This window comes from Glycomyces dulcitolivorans (genome assembly GCF_003265355.1).
GTDB lineage: Bacteria > Actinomycetota > Actinomycetes > Mycobacteriales > Micromonosporaceae > Glycomyces > Glycomyces dulcitolivorans.
In genome coordinates this window covers 11982-34444 of record NZ_QFRW01000315.1, presented here as the reverse complement: position 1 = coordinate 34444, position 22463 = coordinate 11982, and the positions used below count along the sequence as shown (strand labels likewise).

The 22463-nt window shown below is 69.9% G+C and carries 14 protein-coding genes; 4 read left to right on the top strand and 10 right to left on the bottom strand.

Features of this window, described 5'->3' with window-relative positions:
- The first annotated feature begins 133 nt into the window (after window positions 1-133).
- Window positions 134-1351: a S8 family peptidase gene (locus DI269_RS22860; protein ID WP_112140257.1), complete on the top strand. Its 1218-nt coding sequence runs from the start codon at window positions 134-136 to the stop codon at window positions 1349-1351.
- Window positions 1352-1430: 79 nt separating this feature from the next.
- Here DI269_RS22860 and DI269_RS22855 read toward each other — a convergent pair whose 3' ends face one another.
- Window positions 1431-2255, bottom strand: a complete 825-nt coding sequence (locus DI269_RS22855) for an SAM-dependent methyltransferase (protein WP_112140254.1) — start codon at window positions 2253-2255, stop codon at window positions 1431-1433.
- A 109-nt stretch (window positions 2256-2364) separates the two neighbouring features.
- Entirely contained in the window at window positions 2365-3882 is a 1518-nt protein-coding gene (locus DI269_RS22850; RefSeq protein ID WP_112140252.1) for a serine/threonine-protein kinase, read from the bottom strand.
- 163 nt (window positions 3883-4045) lie between these two features.
- Here DI269_RS22850 and DI269_RS22845 point away from each other — a divergent pair, with 163 nt between their 5' ends.
- The 3 genes from DI269_RS22845 to DI269_RS22835 all read left to right on the top strand — a co-directional run bounded on the left by DI269_RS22845 (window position 4046) and on the right by DI269_RS22835 (window position 8717).
- Window positions 4046-4426 (top strand): effector-associated constant component EACC1, encoded by a 381-nt coding sequence (locus tag DI269_RS22845; protein ID WP_112140250.1) that lies wholly within the window; start codon window positions 4046-4048, stop codon window positions 4424-4426.
- Window positions 4426-7386: a caspase family protein gene (locus tag DI269_RS22840; protein ID WP_112140249.1), complete on the top strand. Its 2961-nt coding sequence runs from the start codon at window positions 4426-4428 to the stop codon at window positions 7384-7386. Before DI269_RS22845 ends, DI269_RS22840 begins: the two co-directional genes overlap by 1 nt.
- A gap of 95 nt (window positions 7387-7481) precedes the next feature.
- Window positions 7482-8717, top strand: coding sequence for a M20 metallopeptidase family protein (locus DI269_RS22835; protein ID WP_112140247.1), 1236 nt, complete (start codon window positions 7482-7484; stop codon window positions 8715-8717).
- 52 nt (window positions 8718-8769) lie between these two features.
- Here the strand turns inward: DI269_RS22835 and DI269_RS22830 are convergent, their stop codons facing one another.
- The 8 genes from DI269_RS22830 to DI269_RS22795 form a co-directional block, all read right to left on the bottom strand.
- Window positions 8770-11397, bottom strand: coding sequence for an FG-GAP repeat domain-containing protein (locus tag DI269_RS22830; protein WP_112140245.1), 2628 nt, complete (start codon window positions 11395-11397; stop codon window positions 8770-8772).
- A 154-nt stretch (window positions 11398-11551) separates the two neighbouring features.
- Window positions 11552-14599, bottom strand: a complete 3048-nt coding sequence (locus DI269_RS22825) for an FG-GAP repeat domain-containing protein (RefSeq protein WP_112140243.1) — start codon at window positions 14597-14599, stop codon at window positions 11552-11554.
- Between the two features lie 138 nt (window positions 14600-14737).
- Complete coding sequence (locus DI269_RS22820) at window positions 14738-16417, bottom strand: FG-GAP repeat domain-containing protein (RefSeq protein WP_112140241.1); 1680 nt, start codon at window positions 16415-16417, stop codon at window positions 14738-14740.
- Window positions 16418-16549: 132 nt separating this feature from the next.
- Entirely contained in the window at window positions 16550-17827 is a 1278-nt protein-coding gene (locus tag DI269_RS22815) for a thymidine phosphorylase (protein WP_112140238.1), read from the bottom strand.
- An 82-nt stretch (window positions 17828-17909) separates the two neighbouring features.
- Window positions 17910-18302 carry a cytidine deaminase gene (locus DI269_RS22810; protein ID WP_112140235.1) on the bottom strand — a complete coding sequence of 131 codons (393 nt, stop codon included), beginning with the start codon at window positions 18300-18302 and terminating at the stop codon, window positions 17910-17912.
- 3 nt (window positions 18303-18305) lie between these two features.
- Window positions 18306-19580 carry an ABC transporter permease gene (locus DI269_RS22805; protein WP_112140233.1) on the bottom strand — a complete coding sequence of 425 codons (1275 nt, stop codon included), beginning with the start codon at window positions 19578-19580 and terminating at the stop codon, window positions 18306-18308.
- A 5-nt stretch (window positions 19581-19585) separates the two neighbouring features.
- A complete protein-coding gene (locus DI269_RS22800; RefSeq protein WP_112140230.1) occupies window positions 19586-20869 on the bottom strand; it encodes an ABC transporter permease in 1284 nt (427 codons plus the stop codon).
- A complete protein-coding gene (locus tag DI269_RS22795; protein ID WP_112140228.1) occupies window positions 20866-22440 on the bottom strand; it encodes an ABC transporter ATP-binding protein in 1575 nt (524 codons plus the stop codon). The genes DI269_RS22800 and DI269_RS22795 overlap by 4 nt, the downstream gene beginning before the upstream one ends.
- Between the last annotated feature and the right edge of the window lie 23 nt (window positions 22441-22463).

The window sequence follows — 22463 nt, the reverse complement described above, 5'->3', positions numbered from 1 at the left end:
GGCCGCGCGGCCGCCGCCGGGCCCCGGGGCCCGCCCCCGCTCCCCCCAGAGCACCGGGCCTCACCCGAACCACCCTCCCCCGGGGGCGCGGCCCAAGCACCGCGGCCGCCGGGGACAACCGAAGGAGTTCCTCTTGTCAACGGCAGGAACCAGAAAGCCCCGGCGCCGACACGTGCGCACCGCCGCGGCCATCGCCGTCGCGGCGGTCGCCGCGGGCGGCTCGGCCATCGCCGCCACCTCGTTCGCGAACGCCGAGGAGCCGGCCGAGGCGACCATCATCGGCGCCGACTCCCCCGACGCGATCGACGGCTCGTACATCGTCGTCCTCGAAGACCAGGCTCCCGGCCTGAACGCTCTGGCCGACGACCTCGGCGTGGACGTGGACATCGAGCACACCCTCGACACCCTCAACGGCTACGTCGCCGAGCTGACCGAGTCGGAGGCGCTCGAACTCGCCGCCGACGAGGACGTCGCGTACGTCGAGCAGGACCAGACCGCGCACGTCACCGAGGTCCAGACCGACCCGCCGTCGTGGGGCCTCGACCGCGTCGACCAGGAGGCGCTCCCGCTCGACTCCTCGTACGAGTACACGCCGACCGGCGCCGGCGTCGAGGCGTTCGTGCTCGACACCGGCCTCAACGCCACCCACGCCGAGTTCGAAGGGCGCGTGGGCGAAGGCTACGACTTCATCGACGACGACACCGACCCCGCCGACGGGCACGGGCACGGCACCCACGTCGCCGGGACCATCGGCGGCACCACGTACGGCCTCGCCAAGGACGTCACGATCCGCGCCGTCCGCGTCCTCGACGACAACGGCTCGGGCTCCTACTCGGGCATCATCTCCGGCATCGACTGGGTCGCCGAGAACGCGACCGGCCCGGCCGTCGCCAACATGAGCCTCGGCGGCGGCTTCAGCCAGGCGCTCAACGACGCCATCGCGGCCGCCACCGACTCCGGCGTCACCTTCGCGATCGCCGCCGGCAACGAGGGCCAGGACGCCTGCAACGTGTCCCCCGCCTCCGAGCCGTCCGCGATCACCGTGGGCGCCACCGACGCGAACGACGCCCAGACCTCGTGGTCGAACTACGGCGACTGCGTCGACATCCTCGCCCCCGGCGCCGGGATCACCTCGTCGTGGATCGGCGGCGACGACGCCGAGAACACCATCTCCGGCACCTCGATGGCGACCCCGCACGTCGCCGGCGCCGCGGCCCTGTTCCTGGAGGCCAACCCCGACGCCACCCCTGACGACGTCGTCACCGCGCTGACCGAGAACGCCGTCGCCGACGCCGTCTCGGGCACCAACGGCAGCCCGAACCTGCTGCTGAACACGGCTTTCCTCGGATAGCACAGCCTCGGCCGACTCGATTGGGATGAGGAGCAAGGGGCCCGCACCTTACGGCGCGGGCCCCTTGCGGCGCAAGGAGTCAGGTCTTTCGGGCGATCCCGGCCATCTGCGTGCGCTCGTACGGTTCGAGCTCGTCGACCTCGCGCACCGGCCGGGCCGGGTCCTCGGGGAACCAGCGCGGGATGTACTCCAGGCCCGGCGCGACCATCTCCATGCCCAGGAAATGGCTCTCCAGCACCGGGACCGGCCGCATCCACCCGTTCCCGAGCGTCTCGATGCACGCCGCCGACAGCGCCGCCTGCTCCGGCTCGCCCGTGTCGGGCCACGACGTCAGCAGCAGGTGGCTTCCCTTCGGCATGGCGCCCATGAGCGCGGCGATGATGTCGTTGGGGCGCTGCTCGTCGCTGATCTGCATGATCATCCCGACCAGCAGCAGCGCGATCGGCCGGTCGAAGTCCAGGAACGCGCGGATCTCGGTGCGCGACAGGATGTAGTCGGGGTCGGTGAGGTCGGCCTCCACCACGATCGCGGTCTCGCTCCCGGCCAGGAGCGTGTTCGCGTGGGCGATGACCATCGGGTCGTGGTCGACGTACACGACCTTCGCGTCCGGGTTCAGCCCGGCCGCGACCTGGTGCGTGTTCTGCGCGGTCGGCAGCCCGCACCCGATGTCGAGGATCTGGTCCATCCCAGCGGCTCGCACCAGGTACTCGACGCCGCGGATCAGCGCGCTGCGGTTGAGCTTCGCGCACTCGCGCGCCTGCGGGATGTGCTGCGCGAACACGTCCGCGGCGACCCGGTCCACCGCGAGGTTCGTGGAGCCGCCCAGCAGCGCGTCGTACACGCGCGCGGTGGCCGGGACGGTCGTGTCGGTGCCTGGCGGGAGCTCGATGTCGTCGTCGTGCATGGCCTGCCTTCCTGCCGTCGCATCCGCGGGGCCCGGCCCCGCGGGGGTCTCCAATCGACGGTACCGGCCAACGCCGGTGATCACCGGACACCATGTGCGGCTTGACGAGTCAGCAGTAGCCCGGTTCGGGCTCCCAGTAGGTGAGGGTGACCGTGACGTCGTAGTGGGTCGGGGTGCCGCCGGAGGGGCTCTGGTACACGACGGTGCAGTCGGTCTGGCCGGTCTCGGGGTCCTCGGAGACGGTGTCGTAGCTGATTGATTCCCAGCCGGCGGCGTACAGCTCGTCGTAGGCCTCGGTGTACCACATGCCGGTGACGTCGGGCAGCGACGCGGCGCCCGGTTCGACCTGGCCGCCTTCGTCTTCGGACTCGTCAGCGCCTTCGTCTCCGCCGCCGCTGCCGCCTCCGGAGCCGGAGTCGCCGGCCTCGGTCTCGTCCGCGGCGGCCGTGGTCTCGGCGGCGGACTCGCTCGTGGAGGTGGATGCCTCGGTGGAGGGCGAGCCGACGCCGGTGAGGGCCTGGTCGGACGTCTCCTGCTGGGTCCCTTGGGTTTCGATGACGCCGATGGAGTTGCTGTCGTTGTCGTCGGCGCGGCTCCAGGGCGACAGGGAGAGCGCCACGGCCGCAACGAGGACCGCGACCAGGACCGGGGCGGCGATGAGGACGCGGCGGGGCCAGCGCCTGCGGCGCCGGTCGGCGATCGGGGCGGTGACGGGCTCGAAGGGGCGGGCTCCGGCGGGCGGCGTCCAGGGCGCGGCGGCGCCGGGGATGGCGAGGACCGGCGAGACCGCCTGCGGCGTCAGGGGATCGGCGGCGGCGTCGCGGCACACGCGCGCGAACTCGTCGGCGGTGGGCCAGCGCTGGCCGGGGTCCTTGGCGAGCGCCTGGAGGATCGCGGCGACGGGCGCGGGCGGGAGGTCCGGCGAGAGGGGCGGGGGCGACTGGTTGAGGTGTCCGTTGAGGATGGTCCCGGCGGTGTCGCCGGTGAACGGCGGTGCGCCGGAGAGGCATTCGTAGGCGACGGCGCCGAGCGAGTAAACGTCGGTCGCGCCGGTGAGCGGGCGGCCTTCGAGCTGCTCGGGCGAGGCGTAGTAGAGGGTGCCCATGAGCATCCCCGACTCGGTGATGGTCCCGCGCCCGGGCGAGAGCGCGATCCCGAAGTCGACGAGGAGGGCGTGGCCGCGCCGGTCGAGGATGATGTTGGAGGGCTTGATGTCCCGGTGCACGATCCCGGTCTCGTGGGCGTGGTGGAGCGCGGAGGCGACCTCGGCGCACAGGCGCATCGCCTCGGTGTGCGGGAGCGGGCCTTCGAGGAGCCTGGCGGTGAGGGTCGGGCCTTCGATGAGCTCCATGACCAGGTAGGCGAGGGTCTCCCCGTGCTCGCCTTCGGTTTCGCCGTAGTCGTGGAGCGCCGCGATCCCGGCATGGCGGAGCGAAGCCACCGCTTGGGCCTCGTGCTGGAACCTGGCCCGCGCAGTCGCGTCGCCTTCGAGATCGGACTTGAGGATCTTCACGGCGACCGCGCGTTCGAGCCTCGTGTCGTGCGCCTTCCAGACGGCCCCCATGCCGCCGGAGGCGATCGGGGCGTCGAGGCGGTAGCGATCGGCGATCATCGATCCGGTCTGCACGGCGATCCTCGCAAGCTGAAGTCGGTAGTGGGTCCCCGTACCGTCGCACCACCCGCCATGATTCGCTCACGCGAACGTCATGACGGCCCGCCGCGGGAGGGCCGCACCGGCGGCGACCGGGCCCTACCATGGGAACCACCCCTCTCGAAAGGTCTTCGTGCCCATGGTGGTCCAGGTGTCGGTCGCGGCGGCGACGAGCAAGTATTCCGACGACAGCCCGCAGTGGCGAGCCGAAGTAGCCGACCTGCATCGCAGCCTCACGGGCGAAGCCGACCAGGTCAGCGCACGCGGCGGCGAGTCGGAGGGGAACTCCCGTGGCGCCGCGGTCGAGATCATCGCGGTCCTGGGATCCTCGGGCGCGATCGGCGCGGCGGTCGCCTGCTTCCGCATGTGGCTCGGCCGGGACAAGACCCGCAGCCTCGACATCTCCTGGACCGACGCCGATGGTCAGACCCGCCACGTCACCCTCACAGGTGAAAACCTCGACCAGAAATCGTTCCAGTCCCTCGCCGACTCGATCGGCCGGTCCCTGGAAGGCCCCTGATGCCCCGCTACCGCGCCCTCCTCATCGGCAACGCCCTCTACCTGCGCGACCCCGAGCTCCGGACCCTCAAGGGGCCCAGCGCTGATGTGGCCGCCCTCTTCGCGGCACTCACCGATGCCGACACGGGCCTGTTCGACCCCGACGCCATCGAGCCGCTGATCGATCGCGGGGTCCAGGATCTCCGCGAGAAGGTCCACCAGTTCCTGGTCGAGGACGCCACCCGCGACGACATCCTGCTCCTGTACTACTCCGGCCACGGCCGCCTCGACCTCACCAGTCGACTTCACCTGTGCGCCATCGACACCCGCACCAGCGCCCTCCGCCCGACCGCATTGCGGTACGCCGAGGACGTCGAAGCCGCCATCAACGAGTCCCCCGCGGCCTCGGTCGTGACCGTGCTCGACTGCTGCTACAGCGGAGCCTTCAGGGGCGACGGGGAGATCATGGTCGAGGCGACCGGCAGTGGCCGGTGCGTCATGACCAGCGCCAGCGCTACTCAACTCGCCATCGACGAGGCCCGGGACGGCAGCCCCAGCCCGTTCACGGAAGCCTTCGCCAAGGGCCTGCGCTCAGCGAAGGCACAGGGCCACTTGACGGCCCAGCAGCTCTACGACTACATCTCACGCGAGATCCGCGACGCCCGCCCCCAGTTCCGCTACGACGGCGAAGGATCGATCGCGCTGGCACGGCGAAGCGCCATCGCCCCGCTCCGATCACCGGCAACGGCGGCCCCGACCACTCCGGCGCCCCGGCCGCCGACCGCCACACTCGCGCTCCCGGTCGCACGGAACCGGATCGAGCACCTGCTCAACAAAGCGGCGACCGCCGCTCTCGAACAGCCGGACGCGGAATCACTTCACGATCTCCTCAGACGCTCCGCCGCCCTCTATCGCAGCTGGTCAATCGGCGTGCTCTCCTCCATGCCAATCGGGGAGCCAAGGCTGCGGGCCGTCGAGGGCTATGCGGCCGGCCTCGCTGCACTCGATCCGAACATCCTTCCGCAGCAGGCCGATGCGATCTTCCCGAGCTGGTCGGATCGGGTGTTCGCCTCCCTCGCGTTCGCCGGCGCGCTCCCTCCTGAACACCTCATCCATGCGGAGGCGGTCCTCCGGTGGCTCCTGGTCAATCTCCCGCCGACGGCGGACGACCGGTTCACCGCTCGCGGCCTGGCGACATTGTTCGTGGTTTTCGTCGCGGCCAACGCGCGCAAGACCGGGGGATCCACGGGGATGAGCGAATTCTCCGACCAACTGCTGGCCGCGGCCTCTGCCGCGAACCCTCCAGCGCATCTAGTCGGGATCATCGAGAAGCTCGCGGCCCTGTTCTCGAAAGAGTTGGAGTCAAGGTCCAATCAAGTCCTGCGGGTGGAGGCGGGATTGCGCCTGGCACTGGTGGAACCGCATTACTCAAAGCAGTATTTCGCCTTCGAGAGCGGCTTTCCCTCACCAGAGGCGTTCGCCGAGGCATCCGCCGAGTCGGTCCTCACCGCTGCTACCTCACTGTCGAAAGCGGACTCATCCACCGCCTACCGGCTCTTCAGGATCGCCGAGGAGCACTGCCGCACCGAAGCCGACCGTGTCGATCTGCTCATCGTGCTACTCAAGCTGCTTGCAAGAACGGACCGGCCCCATCTGCTGCTGCCCGAGATCGAGCGGGCCGCCGCCCGCGTACCGGACGACGGACTCGAACTGCTGTCCGCGGCGAGTTTGAGCCTTGCCGAGCGCGCACCCGACATCGCCGAGCGGCTGCTCCGCCTCGAACCGAATGAGGACTATCGGCGGTACAACCTCATCTCAGCGGCCGAAAGAGCCGCCGAATCGGATCCCGAAGCGTCCCGGCGCATGCTTACCTCCGCTGAGCGCCTGGCGCATTCGATCACCGACCCGATTCTGCGGGACGCCGCACTCATAGGTGTGGCGGAAGGCTACGCGGTCATCGATCCGGACCGGGCGATCCAGACGCTCCGTTCGCTCCCGCGGAGATCCGAGCGTCGTCTGATCGCCCTCCAACAGGTCGCGAGGGTGTTCGCCGCCAGGTGGCCGGACCGGATCGGGGAGCTCCTCTTCATCGCCTCAGAAGCCGGGGACAAGCGATCAGTCGGATCGGTGGCCGAGGGGCTCGCTGAGCTGCACCCCGGCCACGCCCTCCGGATCGCCGACGAGATCACCGATGCGCGAGCGAAGAACTCGGTGCTCAAGCAGGTGGCGCTCGGGCTGCTCCCGGATGAGCCGGATCGGGTCCACCAGATCGCGCTGTCGATGGCGGTGCCCGACCTTCAGGCGAAGGTCCTGCTCGCCCTCGTCGAGTCGGTCGCGCCGAAGAACGCGGCGGACGCCGCAATATACTGCGGTGACTTCCGACTGGACACCTCAAGCCTGTTGGCGAAATCGACCGCGATCGCCGTGGTGGCGAAGCACATGCACAAGACCGATCCGGTCGAGGCCGCGAGCCTGCTCGATCGGGCCGTGCTGGAGGTGTCCCGGGTCGACGACAGCTTCTTCGGGAAGGGCGCCGCAATCGTGTCGGTCGCCAAGGCCGCTGCGGAGTTCGACCTGAGCAGGGCGTCGACGCTCCTCGCGACCGCCGACCACTGGGCGCGCGGCCGCACCGACAGCGAGGACCGGCACGTCCTGCTCGGTGAACTGGCGGTCGCCTGGGCGCCAATGGCTCCGCGCAGGTCGGAGGAGGCCGCTAGGGGCATCTCCGAAGACTGGGAACAGCTCGGCAGCACCATCGCCGAGGCGGTCCGGGCCATGGCCGACATCGATTCCCGCACCGCCGAGCGCATGGCGCGGACCATCGCTGACGACGACCTCCGAAACCGGACCCTGGCCCGGCTCGCGGTCTCGTTGAGCGACACGTCCCCCGTCCAGGCGGAGGCCATCGCGGACTCGCTGCCTCCCAGCGCGCTCAAGGTAGATGCGCTGCTGACGGTCGCCGAAGCCCTCAATAGGGAGTAGGGCCCACCGGCGTGAAGTTCCGGGGGTCTGCATGACTGCGCCGGAGCACTGTGGATTCGAGAATCGGGGTACCGACTTCCGATTCGGAGGAGACCATGACACCCCGTTCCAAGAACCTCAGCCGCCGGGTGCTGCTGGGGAGCACCGCTATTGTTGCGTCCGTGAGCATTCCGACCGCAGCGCAAGCATCATCCAGCAATTCGATCGATGCCGAAGTGCAGGCGATCGAAGCGGACCTGATCGCGTTTCGGCGCGACCTGAACGCGAACCCTGAAGGGCCGGGCCAAGAAGCGAGGACCTCGGCGAAGGTCGCTGAAGCGCTCAGGGCCGCCGGGCTCGAAGTGACCACCGGGGTCGGCGGGTACGGCGTCGTCGGGGTGCTGCGCGGGCGGCATCGGGGTCGGACGGTCGCGTATCGGGCCGACATGGACGCGGTGCCGCCGGTGGATCAGATCGGGGGCGGGACCGCGCCGAAGCACCTGTGCGGGCACGACATCCACACCACGGTCGGCGTGGGCATCGCGCAAGTGCTCGCCCGGTTGCGGCGCAAACTGCACGGCACGGTCGTGTTCGTGTTCCAGCCCGCCGAGGAGTCCCTGGCCGGGGCCAGGGCGATGATCGAGGACGGGGTGCTGGCGCAGACCGATCCCGAGGAGATCCACGCCCTGCACTGCGGCCTTCTCCCGGTGGGCGTCTTCGGGGTCAACCCGGGTTCGGGCCTGCCGGGGCAGGACCGCGGGTCCGTGAGCCTCACCGGGGACGACGCGGCTGAGCGCGCCGCGCAGCTCGCGGCCGAGATCGGCGCCCTCGGAACGGTCGCGCAGCCGCAGAGCCCCGCCGACCTGGAGCAGCTGCTGGTGGACCTCCAGACCGAGGACGGTCCGCTCGCGTCGTTCGTCTTCACGCGCGCCTTCGCGGACGGCGGCGAAGTGCGGTTCTCCTCGCGGTGCTGGCCCGAGGAGCGGTACACCGAGGTGCGGGCCGACATCGACCGGCTCGCGCAGTCGTACGGCGCGACCGCGGTGTTCCCGAACGACCCGTTCCCCGCGATGGTGTGCCCAGCACCGGAAGCGAACGAGCTCAAGCGGTTCCTGCGGCGGGGCGGCGTCGAGACGGAGGTCGTGCGGGCCGCGGTCCCGTTCAGCGGGGAGGACTTCGCGCTGTTCCTCGACGAGATCCCCGGCACCTACACCTATCTCGGGGTCCGCTCCCCGGGTGCCGATGTGACGACCGGCTATCCGCACTTCCCGACCTTCGCCCCGGACGAGGCCGCGATCGGGCACGGCGTGCGGGCCATGTCGAAGTGGCTCGTGGAGCGGGCGGGCTGCTGACACGGAACGGGCGGCGACCAGAGGTCGCCACCCGTCCTATGTGTGCAGTTGTCTAGGCGATGATGTCCATGCCGCCCCAGCCGGAGCCGATGACGACCGAGCCGGAGTAGGTGCCGGCGCCGTTGCCCTTGTAGAGGTAGAGACTGCCGTTGGTGTGCCTTGCGACCCAGTCGAAGTGGCCGTCGCCGTTGAAGTCGCCGACCGCGGCGACGGTGTTCATGACGTTCCAGCCGCAGCCGATCTTGACGCCGTTCTTCACGCCGCCGGCGGGCTTGCCGGCGTAGAAGTACATGCAGTTGTCGGAGTTCTTGCGGGCGATCACGTCGGCGGCGCCGTCGTGGTCGAGGTCGCCGACCGCGGTGATGAGCGACATGCCGTTCCAGCCGGTGCCGATGAGGACGCGGGTGCCGTGGGAGCCGGCGTTGTTGCCCGGGTAGAGCCACAGGTTGCCGGTGGCGGACTCGCGGGCGATGATGTCGTTCTTGTTGTCGCCGTTGTAGTCCGAGCCGGAGACGATGGCCGACATGGCGTTCCAGCCGCCGCCGATGCGGATGCGGCCGTCGTTGTCGTAGTAGCCGAAGCCGTCGCCCGGGTAGACGTACAGGACGCCGCCGGTGGTGCGGGTGAGGACGTCGGGGAGGTTGTCACCGGTGAAGTCGCCGGAGGTCTCGATCAGGTTCATGCCCGAGAAGTTGGAGTCCCACTCGTAGTTGGGGCCCCAGCCGCCGGTGCCGTTCCCGAAGTAGATGCTCGTGACCTTGTTCGAGGAGCGGCGCGCGAGCACGTCGGTGGCCCCGTCCATGTCGAGGTCGCGGGAACGGTCGAGCGTCGCCATCGGGAGGCTCATGCCGAGCCAGCCGGAGCCGGACACGGTCTGGTACTCGGCGATCGCCCCGTCGAGGCGGAACTCCTGGCGGTAGAGGCCGCTGGAGCGGGTGCCCACCGAGAGGAGGTCGAGCAGGCCGTCGCGGTCGAGGTCGCCCGCGCCGACGACCTGGCGGAACTGGGACGTGGTGGGGCCGCTCAGGTAGGGGTCGAGGATGACGGCCTCTGCACCGGAGGTGGTGAAGACCATGTACTCCTGGTCCCAGGCGGTGCGGATCATGAAGTCCTCGCCGCCGTCGTGGTCGATGTCGCCGGTCGAGATCAGCGCGTCGACGTTGTTGTACCCGGTGGTCCACTGGACGCCGTTGCCGAACGTGCCGTTGCCCTTGCCGGAGTAGTAGGACAGGACGCCGGTGGACTCCCGGGCGGCGAGGATGTCCATCATCCCGTCGCCGTCGAAGTCCAGGGTCGTGAAGACGCTCATGACGTTCCAGCCGGTGCCGGAGCGGATGCGCTCCTTGAGGCCGCCGCTCCCGTTGCCCGGGTAGGTGTAGAGGATCCCGGTCTTGTTGTCGCGCACCAGCAGGTCGGCGTAGCCGTCGCTGTTGAGCTCGCCGGCCATGACGACGTCGAAGCCGCCGAACCCGGTCGCCATCGTGGTGGCCGCGCCGAACGTCCCGTTCCCCTTGCCGGGGTAGAACCGCAGCGCGCCGTCGGACTCGCGGACCGCCACGAAGTCGTCGAGGCCGTCGTTGTTGAAGTCGTTGCGCGCCAGCGGCACGAACGGCAGTCCGTTCAGGACGAAGAGGAACTCGTCGCCCGCATCGGATTCGAGCGCCTCGGCGCCGTCGTAGGCGGCGGCGACCTCGAAGCGGCCGGCGTTGCCCTGGCCTTCGGTGATCCAGGTTTCCAGCAGGAGGCCGGTCTCGGTGTTCGCGGCGATGCTCTGGAGGTAGCAGACGAAGTCGAAGCGTTCGAGCTGCGTGCTCTCGGTGCGCTCGTACTCGGCCGCGAGCTCGCTCTCGTCGAGGCAGGTCCACGCGGCGTTGCCGTCGGCGTTCAGCTCGGTGAGGTCGATGCCGTCGGGCATCTGGCCGCGGAGCACGTACGAGCCGGGCTCGTCGGCGGCGAGGTCGTACCCGGCGGCGGTCGTGCTGTCGTTGCCGAGCCAGAGCCGCAGGTCGGGGGTGGATCCGATCCCGCCGGTGAGCTCTTCGACGGAGGAGCCGACGTACAGGTCGAGCTGGTTCTCGGTCGTGGTCAGCGCAATGTCGCCGGCGTCGGCGGTCGCGCCCGTGCCGTCCCAGGGGGTCTCGGCGGGCACGATGGCCAGCGGGTTCGGGGAGTCGGGGACCGGGACGAGGTCGCCGTAGTCCTCCTCGATGGTGGAGAGTTCGACCGGCGTCACGGTGTAGGTGCAGCCGCAGACCTCGATCGGCCCGGGCGCGTCGGCGGCGACGGCGTAGCCGATCGGGCCCGACAGCGTGAAGGCCGAGCCGAGCTCACCGGTGAAGTCGGTGAAGACGCAGTCGATGCCGCCGTCGGCGGCGTCGCCGCAGTTGTCGTACTCCTCGGTCGCCTCGGCGATGAGGGTCGTGCCGCGGGTCGCGGTCGCGTCGTCGAAGTGGACGAGCACGGTCGAGGTGGTGAGGTCCTGCTGGTGGAGGAAGACCGGGGTGACGTTCGCGGTGGCGCCGGGGGCGGCCTCCGCGATCTTGACGTCGCCGTGGAGGAACGGCTCGTAGGCCGTCTCCTGGGCCGCGACGGGGGCCGCGAACGCGGCCGCGGCGACGAGGCCGACGGCGGCACCCGCGATCAGGCGCCTGCCGAGGCGCCCGGGGGAATCGGGGTTCATGGAGCTCCTTGTTCAATTGAAAGGGGGGTTCATGTGGGGGTGTCGTGGGGTCCGACTTGGACTACACGCGTTGTTTCCGAAACCGGTTGCATCCCGGACGTGCCGAAGGCGGCCCCGCGGGTGCGAGGCCGCCTTCAACGCGTCGCGGGAACGGTCAGGCGAGGAGGTCCATGCCGCCCCAGCCGGTGCCGGCGACGGACGAGGACGTGTACGTCCCCGCGCCGTTGCCCTTGTACAGGTACAGGTTCCCGTTGGTGTGCCTGGCGATCCAGTCGACGTGGCCGTCGCCGTTGAAGTCGCCGACGCTGACGACCGCGTTCATCACGTCCCAGCCGCAGCCGATCTTCACGCCGTTCTTCACCCCGCCGGCCGGCTTGCCGGCGTAGAAATACAGGCAGTTGTCCGAGTTCTTGCGGGCGATGACATCCGCCGCGCCGTCGTGGTCCAGGTCCCCGACCGCGGTGATCAGCGACATCGAGTTCCAGCCGGTCCCGATCAGGACGCGCGTGCCGTGCGAGCCGGTCCCGGTGCCCGGGTACAGCCACAGGTTCCCGGTCGCGGACTCGCGGGCGAGGATGTCCACCTTGCCGTCGTTGTTGTAGTCCTGGCCGGAGACGATGGCGCCCATCGCACCCCATCCGCCGCCGATGCGGACACGCGCGGTGTTGCGGTAATTGCCATAACCGTCACCGGGGTAGACGTACAGGACGCCGCCGGAGGTGCGGGCGATGACATCGGGGAGGTTGTCGCCGGTGAAGTCACCCGCGGCCTCGATCAGATCCATCTGGCTCAGGTACTTGTCCAACTCGAGGCGGTACGACAACCCACCGCCCGCCAACGAACCCAGATAGAGGTACGTGGTCCCGGTGGTCTTGTCACGAGCGAGGAGGTCGGTGGTGCCGTTCTGGTCGTAGTCGTACGTGCGGTCGGCGTCCACCTCGGGGAGGCTCATGCCGCCCCACCCGGAGGAGCTGAACGTCGCGAGTGCGGTGACTGCGCCTGCGGCCGTGAAGGACTGGCGGTGCAGGGCGCCAGTGCGGGCATCGACCAGCGCGACCTCGACGGTACCGTTCTCGTCCATGTCGCCGATGGCGGCGATCTGGGAGTATCTGCGGTCCTGGTCGCTGCTGCCGAGCCAGGGATCGAGCCTGGGCGCTTGCAGCGTGTGGCCGAACACCCGGTACTCCTGCGAGGGTCCGTATTGGTACACGAGGTCGTCGGTGCCGTTGCCGTCGATGTCGCCGAGGTTCGTCATGGCGTTGATCCACTGGCCGCTGCCGACGGTGCTCGAGGCGAGGGTGAAGGTGCCGGTCCCGTCGCCGGCGTACCTGTAGAGGCGCTCGTCGTGTCTGCGGGCGGCGACGATGTCGACGGTGCCGTTGCCGTCGGTGTCGGCGGCGGTGAAGACTTCGACGGAGCCCCAGCCGGTGCCGGAGGTAATGCGGGAGCCGAGGCCGCCGGTGCCGTCGCCGGGGTAGGTGTAGAGCGTGCCGGTCCTGGTGTCGCGGGCGAGGAGGTCGGAGTTGCCGTCGCCGGTCACGTCGCCTGGCATGACCACGTCCATGTGGCCCCAACCGGTTGCGACGACGTCGCCTCCGATGAGGGTCGCGTTCTCGGTGCCCCGGTAGAGGAGCAGCGCGCCGTCGGACTCGCGGACCGCAAAGAGGTCCTGCACGCCGTCCTCGTTGAAGTCGTTGCGGGGCACGGCGATTCCCTCGGCGCTGCTGCTGAGGGACGCGACGTCGTTCGCCAGGTTCGAGTCGAGGTTCGCGCCGTTGACGTCGGTAGTGAGTGCGGCGATCTCGATCAGCCCGCTGTGCTCGCCGGACCCGGTGAGTTTCGCAGTGAAGGTGAAGTCGACCGTCTGCCCGGCGGTGAGCGGCGTCATGAGGAAGCAGTAGAGGTCGTAGCGGTCGAGCGTCGTGGTGGTGCGGCTGTACTCGAGCGCCAAGGACGCCTTGCCGAGGCAGAACCAGTCCCCGGTGCCGCTGCTGTTGATCCTCGCGAGCTGGGTGCCGGCGGGGAGCTGCACTCTGATCGAGGCGGAGCCGTGGTCGTCTTCGCGGTTGTAAATCGTGGCGGGGCCGTTGTTGGTGACCTGGACTGTGGTCGTCGCCTCCGTGCCGGCCGTGCCCGAGAGGCTGCCGCCGGTGACCGTGAGGTCAACCGGGTTCGCGGTGGTGGTGATGGAGATGGTCCCGAAATGCTCGGCGGTCTCGGGGTCGGCCGGTTCAGTCCAGGCGTCGGCGGGTTCGATGCCGAGGAGGTTCTCGGAAGCCGGGTCCCAGATCAGGTCGCCGAACTCTTCGGTGAGGGTGTCCGCGTCGATGGTCTGCACGCTGAAAGTGCACGAGCAGACTGCGAAGGGACCGAGTGCGTCTGCGCCGACCGCGTACGAGACCGGACCGGTGAATGTCAGCGCGGTGCCGGGCCGGTTCGTGAGGTCGGTGATGATGCAGTCGACGCCGCCGCGGATCCCGTCTGCGGAGGGGGTGCAGTTGTCGTATTCGGCGACCGCGTCGGCGCCTTCCTGGCTGATGCCGATGTGGCTGTACGAGTCGCTGAACGAGGCGAGGATCGCCGCGGCGCCCGAGTAGAGGTCGCGCTCCTGCCTGAACGTCGGTCGCACCTCGACGGTGCTGCCGGGCTCGACGCCGGAGAGCGCCGCGTCGCCGTGGAGGTAGGGATCGTGAGGGTGGTACTCGCTTCCTGCCGGGATGACATCGACGGTGCCCGACTCGGATCCGATCTCGATGCCGTCGATGGCGATCGCGAGCGCGTATTCGACCGGCTCGGCTGCGGTGAGGTCGGCGGTCGATGCGAGGTCGAAGTCGAGGAAGTAGTAACCCCTGGCGCTTTCCTCGCAGGACAGCGCCGATCCTGCGGCGTCGACTTCGCAGCCGTCTCCGGGAAGGATCTCGATCAGTCCTTCGGGGTCGTCGAAGACGAGGCCGAAGGCGACGGTGTGGAAGTCCCACTCGTGGCCCGCCGAGGGAATCATGTCGAGGTTGAAGGTGCCGTCGCTGTCATCGCCCGAGACGACGTCAGCCGGTACGTACCAGTCGGGGTAGATCTCGTCGAGGCCGGGGACCTCTGCCGCGGCCGCCGGGGCCGCGAATGCGACGGCGGCGATCGGGGCGGCCACGGCCGCTGCGGCGAAACGCGCGGCGGTTCGCCCCGGTCTGGGCAGTTCGGAGTACATGGGGTTCCTGTTCAGTTGGGTGGGTCAGGGGGTGTCGTGGGGTCCGACTAGGACTACACGCCTTGTTTACGAAACCGGTTGCATCCCGGATGTGCCGAGGGCGGCCCCGCGGGTGCGGGGCCGCCCTCGAAGCGATGGCTAGGCGATCTCGAAGCCGCTCCAGCCGGTGCCGATCACCGTGGAGGCGGTGTACGAGCCCGCGCCGTTGCCCTTGTACAGGTATAGGTTGCCGTTGGTGTGGCGGGCGATCCAGTCGGTGTGGCCGTCGGCGTTGAAGTCGCCGACGCTCGCGATCGTGTTCATCACGTTCCAGCCGCAGCCGATCTGGACGCCGTTCTTCAGGCCGCCGGCGAGGTTGCCGCCGTAGAAGTACAGGCAGTTGTCCGAGGCCTTGCGGGCCAGGACGTCCGCGGCGCCGTCGTGGTCGAGGTCCCCGACCGCGGTGATCAGCGAGACGGAGTTCCAGCCGGTGCCGATGCGGGTCCGGGCCCCATGGGTGCCCTCGCCGGTGCCCGGGTAGAGCCACAGGTACCCGGTCGAGGACTCGCGGGCGAGGATGTCGTTGAGGCCGTCGCCGTTGTAGTCGGCGCCGGAGACGATCGCGGACATGGCGTTCCAGCCGCCGCCGATGCGGGTGGTCAGCATGACCGTCGCGCCGGAGGTGCCCCAGCCGGGGGCGACGTACAGGTCGCCGCCGGTGGTCCGCACCAGGTGGTCGGGCAGGTGGTTGCCGTCGAAGTCGCCGGCGGTCTCGACGAGGTCGACCGCGACGTCGAAGGAGCCCCGGGCGACCCGCGACCCGATGGCGCCCGCCGCGGTGCCCGGATAGTGGTACACCACGCCGGTGGAGGCGCGGGCGTAGAGGTCCGAGGTGCCGTCCATGTCGTAGTCGTGGACGCGGTCCGTGTCGGACTCGGCGAGGCGCCTGCCGTTCCAGCCGGTGCCGACGAGGGTGTGGTCGGTGAAGTAGGGCCCGTACTGGCTGATCGAGATGCGGAAGAGCTCGCCGGTCTGTCCGTCGACCGCGACGAACTCGGTCTGGACGTCGCCTTCGATGTCCTCGGTGAGGTCCCCGAGGAAGGTGAGCTGGCTGACGTACGGGTACTCGATGCCGTCGTCCAGGCCGAGGGGGGTGTTCGACCAGACGGGCTCGTCCTTGCCGCTGAAGTGGAACCGGTAGACCTGGAAGCCCACCTCCTGGTCGTCGACGCGGACGACGAAGTCGTCGTGGCCGTCCTGGTCGAGGTCGCCGGCGCCGACGATGAGGTCGGCCCGGTTGTAGTCGCCGGCCTCTGTCACGGGGGCGTCGAAGGTGCCGTCCCCGTTGCCGGAGTAGATGAAGAGGCGGCTGTCGTTCCCTCGGGTCGCGAGGATGTCGTTGGCGCCGTCGCCGGTGTAGTCGAGGTTCGAAGCGAAGACGTCGACGGGACCCCAGCCGGTCCCGGAGAGGACGCGGGCGCCGAGGCCGCCCGCGCCGTCGCCGGGGTAGGTGTAGAGGTCGCCGGTCCTGGGGTCGCGGGCGAGGAGGTCGGGGAGCCCGTCGGAGGTGAGGTCACCGGCCATGACGACGTCGGTGCCGCCCCACCCGGAGGCGAAGAGGACGGTCGGGGCGCCGTAGGTCCCGTCGGCGTTGCCGGGGTGGAGCTGGAGCGAGCCGTCGAGGTTGCCGACCGCGACGAGGTCGGGGATGCCGTCGCCGGTGTAGTCGTTGCGGGGCGCCTCGTCCTGGGCCGAGGCCGGGGCGGCGAAGACGCCGGCGGCGATCAGGCCGGAGGCGGCGGCCGCGAGGCGCCTGGAGGTGCGGGATCGGGTTTGCATGGGGCTCCTGTCAACTGGGGGTATCGGAGTTCAAGGGGTCCACCGTGGAATATACGGGAACCGGCGCGACTTCGTGGGCCGCGAAGACAGGGCGGCCCCGCATCGGCGGGGCCGCCCTTTGCGTTGCGGCGCTTAGGCGGTGACGCGGTCCAGGAGGATCGGGCCGCGCTCGGCGGGCTCGGCGCCCACGGTCCACTGGCCGGCGAGGGACTCCTTCGCGGCGGCGAAGCGGTCCGGGGTGTCGGTGTGGAGGCGGAAGACCGGCTCGCCGGCCTTGACCGATTCGCCGACGGTCTTGAGGATCTCGATGCCCGCGCCGAACTGGACGGGCTGGCCCTGGCGCTCGCGGCCCGCGCCGAGGCGCCAGGCGGCGACGCCGACCGCGTAGGCGTCCATCTCGCTGATGAAGCCGTCGGCGGAGGCGGTGATCTCCTCGGTCTCGCGGGCGATCGGGAGCGGGGCGTCGACCTGGCCGCCCTGAGCCACGATCATCTTGCGCCACTTGTCCATCGCGCGGCCGTCCTTGAGCGCGGCGGCAGGGTCGGCGTCGGGTTGGCCCGCGGCGGCGAGCATCTCCTTGGCGAGGGCCACGGTCAGCTCGACGACGTCGGCGGGGCCGCCGCCCGCGAGGACCTCGACCGACTCGCGGACTTCGAGGCCGTTGCCGGCGGTGCGGCCCAGGGGGATCGACATGTCGGTGAGCAGCGCGCGGGTGTCGACGCCGTGGTCGGTGCCGAGGCGGACCATGGTCTCGGCGAGTTCCCGGGCGCGCCCGAAGTCCTTCATGAAGGCGCCGGAGCCGACCTTGACGTCGAGGACGATCGCGTCGGCGCCCTCGGCGATCTTCTTGCACATGATCGAGGACGCGATCAGCGGGATCGACTCCACAGTGGAGGTGATGTCGCGGAGGGCGTACAGCTTCTTGTCGGCCGGGGCGAGGTCGCCGGTGGCCGCGCAGATGACCGCGCCGATCTCCTTGAGCTGCTCGATGACCCGGGCCTCGGACATGTCGACCTGGAAGCCGGGGATGGATTCCAGCTTGTCGAGGGTGCCGCCGGTGTGGCCGAGCCCGCGGCCCGAGAGCTGCGGGACCGCAACGTCGAAGACCGCGACGAGCGGGGCGAGCGGAAGGGTGATCTTGTCGCCGACGCCGCCCGTGGAGTGCTTGTCGACGCACTGCTTGCCCACGGCCGCAAGGTCGAGCGTGATGCCCGAGCGGATCATCGCGGCGGTCCAGTCGGCGATCTCTCGGGGCTGCGCGCCGTTCAGGAAGATCGCCATCGCGAGGGCCGACATCTGCTCGTCCGCGACGTCGCCCTTCGTGTAGGCGTCGATGACCCAGTCGATCTGCGCGGTCGAGAGCTCGCCGCCGTCCCGTTTGGCGCGGATGACGTCCACAGCGGTGATCATTGGCTTTCCCTCACTGGTAGGTGGAAACCCGAACGGCACCTGGAGCGCCGTGAATGGCGGTCCCGATGCCGAGGGGGCTGATTCAGTTGGCGGACAAGTGGTCGGGGCCGAACGCGCCGGGGAGCAGGGCCCCCACGGTCGTCGGCTCCGGCCGCTCGTCCACGAGGCAGTCCGGTCCGCCGTGCTCGAACAGGAGCTGGCGGCAGCGGCCGCAGGGGGTGAGGGGCTCCCCCGCGCCGTCGACGCAGGCGATGGCGACCAGGCGGCCGCCGCCGGTGGCCGCGAGCTGCGAGACCATGCCGCACTCGGCGCACAGGGTCAGGCCGTACGAGGCGTTCTCGACGTTGCAGCCGGACACGATCCGGCCGTCGTCGACGAGCCCGGCGACCCCGACGGGGTACTTCGAGTAGGGGACGTATGCGTGGCCCATGGCCTCGCGCGCCTTGTCCCGCAAGGCCTCCCAGTCGATGTCCATGCGCTACTTGTCCCCCGGGTTGTACGGAACGCCGTCGGCCTTGGGGGCCCTGGCCTTGCCGATGAGGCCCGCCACGACCACGAGCGTGACCGCGTACGGGAGCATCTTGAGGAAGTCGCCGGGGATGAGCGCCGAACCGGACGCGTCCAGGTCGCGGGCGATCTGCGTCGTGAAGCCGAAGATGAGCGCCCCGGCGAGCACGCCGAGCGGGTTCCAGCGGCCCACGATCATGACCGCGAGCGCGACGAAGCCGAGCCCGGCGGTCATGTCCTTGTTGAAGGCCAGGGAGTTCGCGATGGTGAACCAGGCGCCGCCGAAACCGGAGATGAGGCCCGCGAGGGTCACGTTCCAGTAGCGGAGGCGGTTCACGTTGACGCCCATGGAGTCCGCGGCGGCCGGGTGCTCGCCGACCGCGCGGGTGCGCAGGCCCCAGCGGGTCCGGTACAGCAGGAACCACACCACGAAGACCATGACGAGGCCGACGTACACGAACAGCTTCTGCTGGAACAGGACCGGGCCGAGGATCGGGATGTCCGCGAGCGGGCCCCAGGAGATCGTCGGGATCGAGAACGCGTTGTTGAAGCCCTCGGTCTTCTTCAGCTGGTCGTACATGAAGCTGGTGAAGCCCAGGGCGAGCAGGTTGAGGATGACGCCGACGACGACCTGGTTGACCTGGTACTTGGTGGCGAGCAGCGCCAGCAGCATGGTCGACAGGAGCCCGGCGAGCATCGCCCCGGCCATGCCGGCGTAGACGTTCCCGGTGATGTTGGCGACCAGGACGCCGGTGAAGGCGCCCATGAGGAACTGGCCCTCGATGCCGATGTTGATGACGCCGGAGCGCTCGCAGACGACGCCCGAGAGCGCGCCGAAGATGTACGGCATCGACAGGAACAGGGCCCCGGCGAGGATCGACTCGGCGCGGAAGACCGTGCCGGGCTCGGAGTAGGACCAGAACAGCAGGCCCACGACGAACGCGGTGACCGCGGCCGCCGAGGCGAACTTCGTCCACCGCTGGGGCAGGCCCAGGAGCATCCACGCGCCCGCGGCGGCGGTGATCGCGCCGAGGGCGAGGACGACGGGGCGGGTCGGGACGGCCCAGTGGAGGTCGGTGAGGGTCCGGTCGAACGCGATCGTGGTGGTCCGGTCCCCGCCGAGCACCGCGACGGCGATGGCGAGGAGGAACAGGCCGAGCACCGCGTACGTGACGCCGCCCTTGACGCGGCGCACCGGGGCGCGCTCGTCGACCATGGCGGGAAGGGTCTGCGTGTCCACTGCCATGGGGCTCACCAGCCTTTCGCTTCGAGGGTGACCAGGCCGCCGCGCGGTGTGCGCAGGTGCAGGATCGCCTTGACCAGTGCGGGGGCGGCGATGAAGAGCACGATGATCGCCTGGAGCAGGGTCGAGATGTCGACCGGGACGTCGGGCTGCGCCGAGAGGGCGCCGGCCTTGAGCGCGCCGAACAGGAGCGCCGCGGCGACGATGCCGCCGGGGTTGGCCCGGCCGAGGAGCGCGACGGTGATGCCGTCGAAGCCGTACTGGAGCGGGGTCGAGGTCGTGACGCCGGTGGAGAAGACGCCCAGCGACAGGGCCGCGCCCGCGAGGCCGGCGATGGCGCCCGAGACGGCCATGGTGGTCGTGTAGGTGCGGCCGATGTGCATGCCCGCGGTCTGGGAGGCGTTCTCGTTGAAGCCGACCGACCGGATGCGGAACCCGAAGGTGGACTTCGAGAGCAGCCACCAGGTGAAGACGGCGGCGGCGATGCCGATGAGCAGGCCTGCGTTGACGCGGAGGGTCTCGTTGAGCGAGGACAGGAGCGTCGGCAGGGTCGCCGACTCGTCCACGCCCTTGGTGACCAGCTGGGTGCTCAGCTCCGAGTGGAGGAAGTCGGTCCCGATGGCCCACACCAGGAACAGCGCGGCGATGTTGTTCAGCATGATCGAGGAGATGACCTCGTGCGCGCCGGTCGTGGCCTTGAGGAGGCCGGGGACGGCGCCGAAGAGGCCGCCCGCGGCCGCGCCCGCGAGGACGGCGAGCGGCAGGTGGATCCAGATCGGCAGGTCGAGGGCGAAGCCGACGATGAGCGCGCCGAGGATGCCGAAGATCATCTGGCCCTGGGCGCCGATGTTGAACAGCCCGGCCTTGAAGGCGATGCCGACGGCGAGGCCGGTGAAGATCAGCGGGGTCGCGTAGGTGAGGGTCTCCGAGAGCGGGCGGAGGAGGTCGCCGACGCCGGCGTCGCCCGCGGCGAACCGGTCGAGGGTGTTCAGGTTGAGGATCGCGCCCTCGAACAGCGACAGGTAGGAGTCGCGGATGAGGTACCAGGAGCCGAGGAGGGCGTCCTGGGGGCGGGAGAAGAAGTACGACCAGGTGGAGCGCACGTACTCGTCGGAGACGATGAGGAGGACGCCGCCGATGAGGAACGCCAGCAGCAGCGAGTAGATGGTGACCATGACCGAGTTCGCCTCGGTCAGGTAGCGGCCGAAGAGCCTGGCGAAGTTCGGCTTGGACTCTTGGTCCGTGCTCGGCTGCTCTGCCGGGGCTTCAGTCGTCGCGGTGCTGTCGCTCATCGGTCACCTCCATTGGCTTCCTCGTCGTCGGCGGGTTCGTCGGAATCGGTTGTGGGGCTTGGGGTGTCTTCGGCGGAGGCGCCGACCATGAGGCGGCCGATGACGCCGCGGGGGGTGCCCGGGTCGACCTCGCCGACGATGCGGCCGTTGTAGATCACGGCGATGCGGTCGGCCAGGGCGTAGATCTCGTCCAGTTCGGAGGAGATGAGGAGGACCCCGGTGCCGGTGTCGCGCTCGGCGACCAGGCGGGAGTGGATGAACTCGGTGGCGCCGACGTCGACGCCGCGGGTCGGCTGCGCCGCGACGAGGAACCGGCGGGGCCGGGAGAACTCGCGGGCGATGATGACCTTCTGCTGGTTGCCGCCGGACAGGGACGAGACGGGCTCGTCGGGCGACTGGGTGCGGATGTCGAACTCGGCGATCGAGTCGGAGGCCCGCTTGCGGACGGCGCCGGAGTTGACGACGCCCCGCTTGGAGAACGGCTCGTCCTTGTACTGGTTGAGGACGAGGTTCTCGGCGACGGAGAACTCCGAGACGAGGCCGTCGCGGCCGCGGTCCTCGGGGATGTAGCCGAGGCCGTCGGCGATGCGCCTGGCCGGGGAGCGGCCGTGGACGTCCTGCCCGTCGACGGCGATGTAGCCGGAGTCGGGCTTGACGAGGCCGAGGATCGAGCGGGCGAGCTCGGTCTGGCCGTTGCCCTCGACGCCGGCGAGGCCGACGATCTCTCCTGAGTGGACGGTGAGGTCGAGTCCGTCGAGGACCTTGACGCCCGCGGCGGAGACGACGGTGAGGTCCTTGACCTCCAGGCGGGCCTCGCCGGTCTCGGCGGGGGTCTTGTCGACCTGGAGCGAGACGGCGCGGCCGACCATCGCGGAGGCCATCTCGGCCTCGGAGGCGGTCGGCTCCAGCTCGGCGACGACCTTGCCGCGGCGGATCACCGTGACGGTGTCGGCGACGGCCTGGACCTCTTTGAGCTTGTGGGAGATGAACAGGATCGACGTCCCCGCCTCGGCGAGGTTGCGCATGATCTGGAGCAGCTCGGTGATCTCGGCGGGCGTGAGGACCGCCGTGGGCTCGTCGAGGATGAGCAGTTCGGTCTTGGGCCCCGAGAGCGCCTTGACGATCTCGACGCGCTGCTGGACGCCGACGGGGAGGTCCTCGCAGACCGCGTCGGGGTCGAGGGCGAGCCCGTACTGCTCGGAGACGTCCACGACGGCCTTGCGCGCGGCCTTGGCCGAGAGCACTCCCAGTCCTCGGGTGTGCTCCCGGCCCAGTTGAACGTTGTCAGCGACACTGAAGGGCCCGACGAGTTTGAAGTGCTGGTGCACCATCCCGATGCCCGCGGCGATCGCGTCGCGCGGGCCCGCGAAGGAGACCGGCTCCCCGTCGATGAGGATCTCGCCGCTGGTGGGCGTCAGGATCCCGTAGAGCATGTTCATGAGCGTCGACTTGCCCGCGCCGTTCTCACCGAGAATCGCGTGGATCTGGCCGGGCTCGACCACCAGGTCGATGTCGTCGTCGGCGGTGAACGAGCCGAACTTCTTCGTCAGGCCCTTCAGTTCGAGTCGCAATGCACGTTCCTCTGTAGATTTCT

Bases quoted from the DNA above. Each gene is read 5' to 3' on its own strand.
- DI269_RS22855 (WP_112140254.1), bottom strand. From the start codon at position 2,255: ATGCACGACGACGACATCGAGCTCCCGCCAGGCACCGACACGACCGTC.
- DI269_RS22845 (WP_112140250.1), top strand. From the start codon at position 4,046: ATGGTGGTCCAGGTGTCGGTCGCGGCGGCGACGAGCAAGTATTCCGAC.
- DI269_RS22840 (WP_112140249.1), top strand. From the start codon at position 4,426: ATGCCCCGCTACCGCGCCCTCCTCATCGGCAACGCCCTCTACCTGCGC.
- DI269_RS22835 (WP_112140247.1), top strand. From the start codon at position 7,482: ATGACACCCCGTTCCAAGAACCTCAGCCGCCGGGTGCTGCTGGGGAGC.
- DI269_RS22830 (WP_112140245.1), bottom strand. From the start codon at position 11,397: ATGAACCCCGATTCCCCCGGGCGCCTCGGCAGGCGCCTGATCGCGGGT.
- DI269_RS22825 (WP_112140243.1), bottom strand. From the start codon at position 14,599: ATGTACTCCGAACTGCCCAGACCGGGGCGAACCGCCGCGCGTTTCGCC.
- DI269_RS22820 (WP_112140241.1), bottom strand. From the start codon at position 16,417: ATGCAAACCCGATCCCGCACCTCCAGGCGCCTCGCGGCCGCCGCCTCC.
- DI269_RS22815 (WP_112140238.1), bottom strand. From the start codon at position 17,827: ATGATCACCGCTGTGGACGTCATCCGCGCCAAACGGGACGGCGGCGAG.
- DI269_RS22810 (WP_112140235.1), bottom strand. From the start codon at position 18,302: ATGGACATCGACTGGGAGGCCTTGCGGGACAAGGCGCGCGAGGCCATG.
- DI269_RS22805 (WP_112140233.1), bottom strand. From the start codon at position 19,580: ATGGCAGTGGACACGCAGACCCTTCCCGCCATGGTCGACGAGCGCGCC.
- DI269_RS22800 (WP_112140230.1), bottom strand. From the start codon at position 20,869: ATGAGCGACAGCACCGCGACGACTGAAGCCCCGGCAGAGCAGCCGAGC.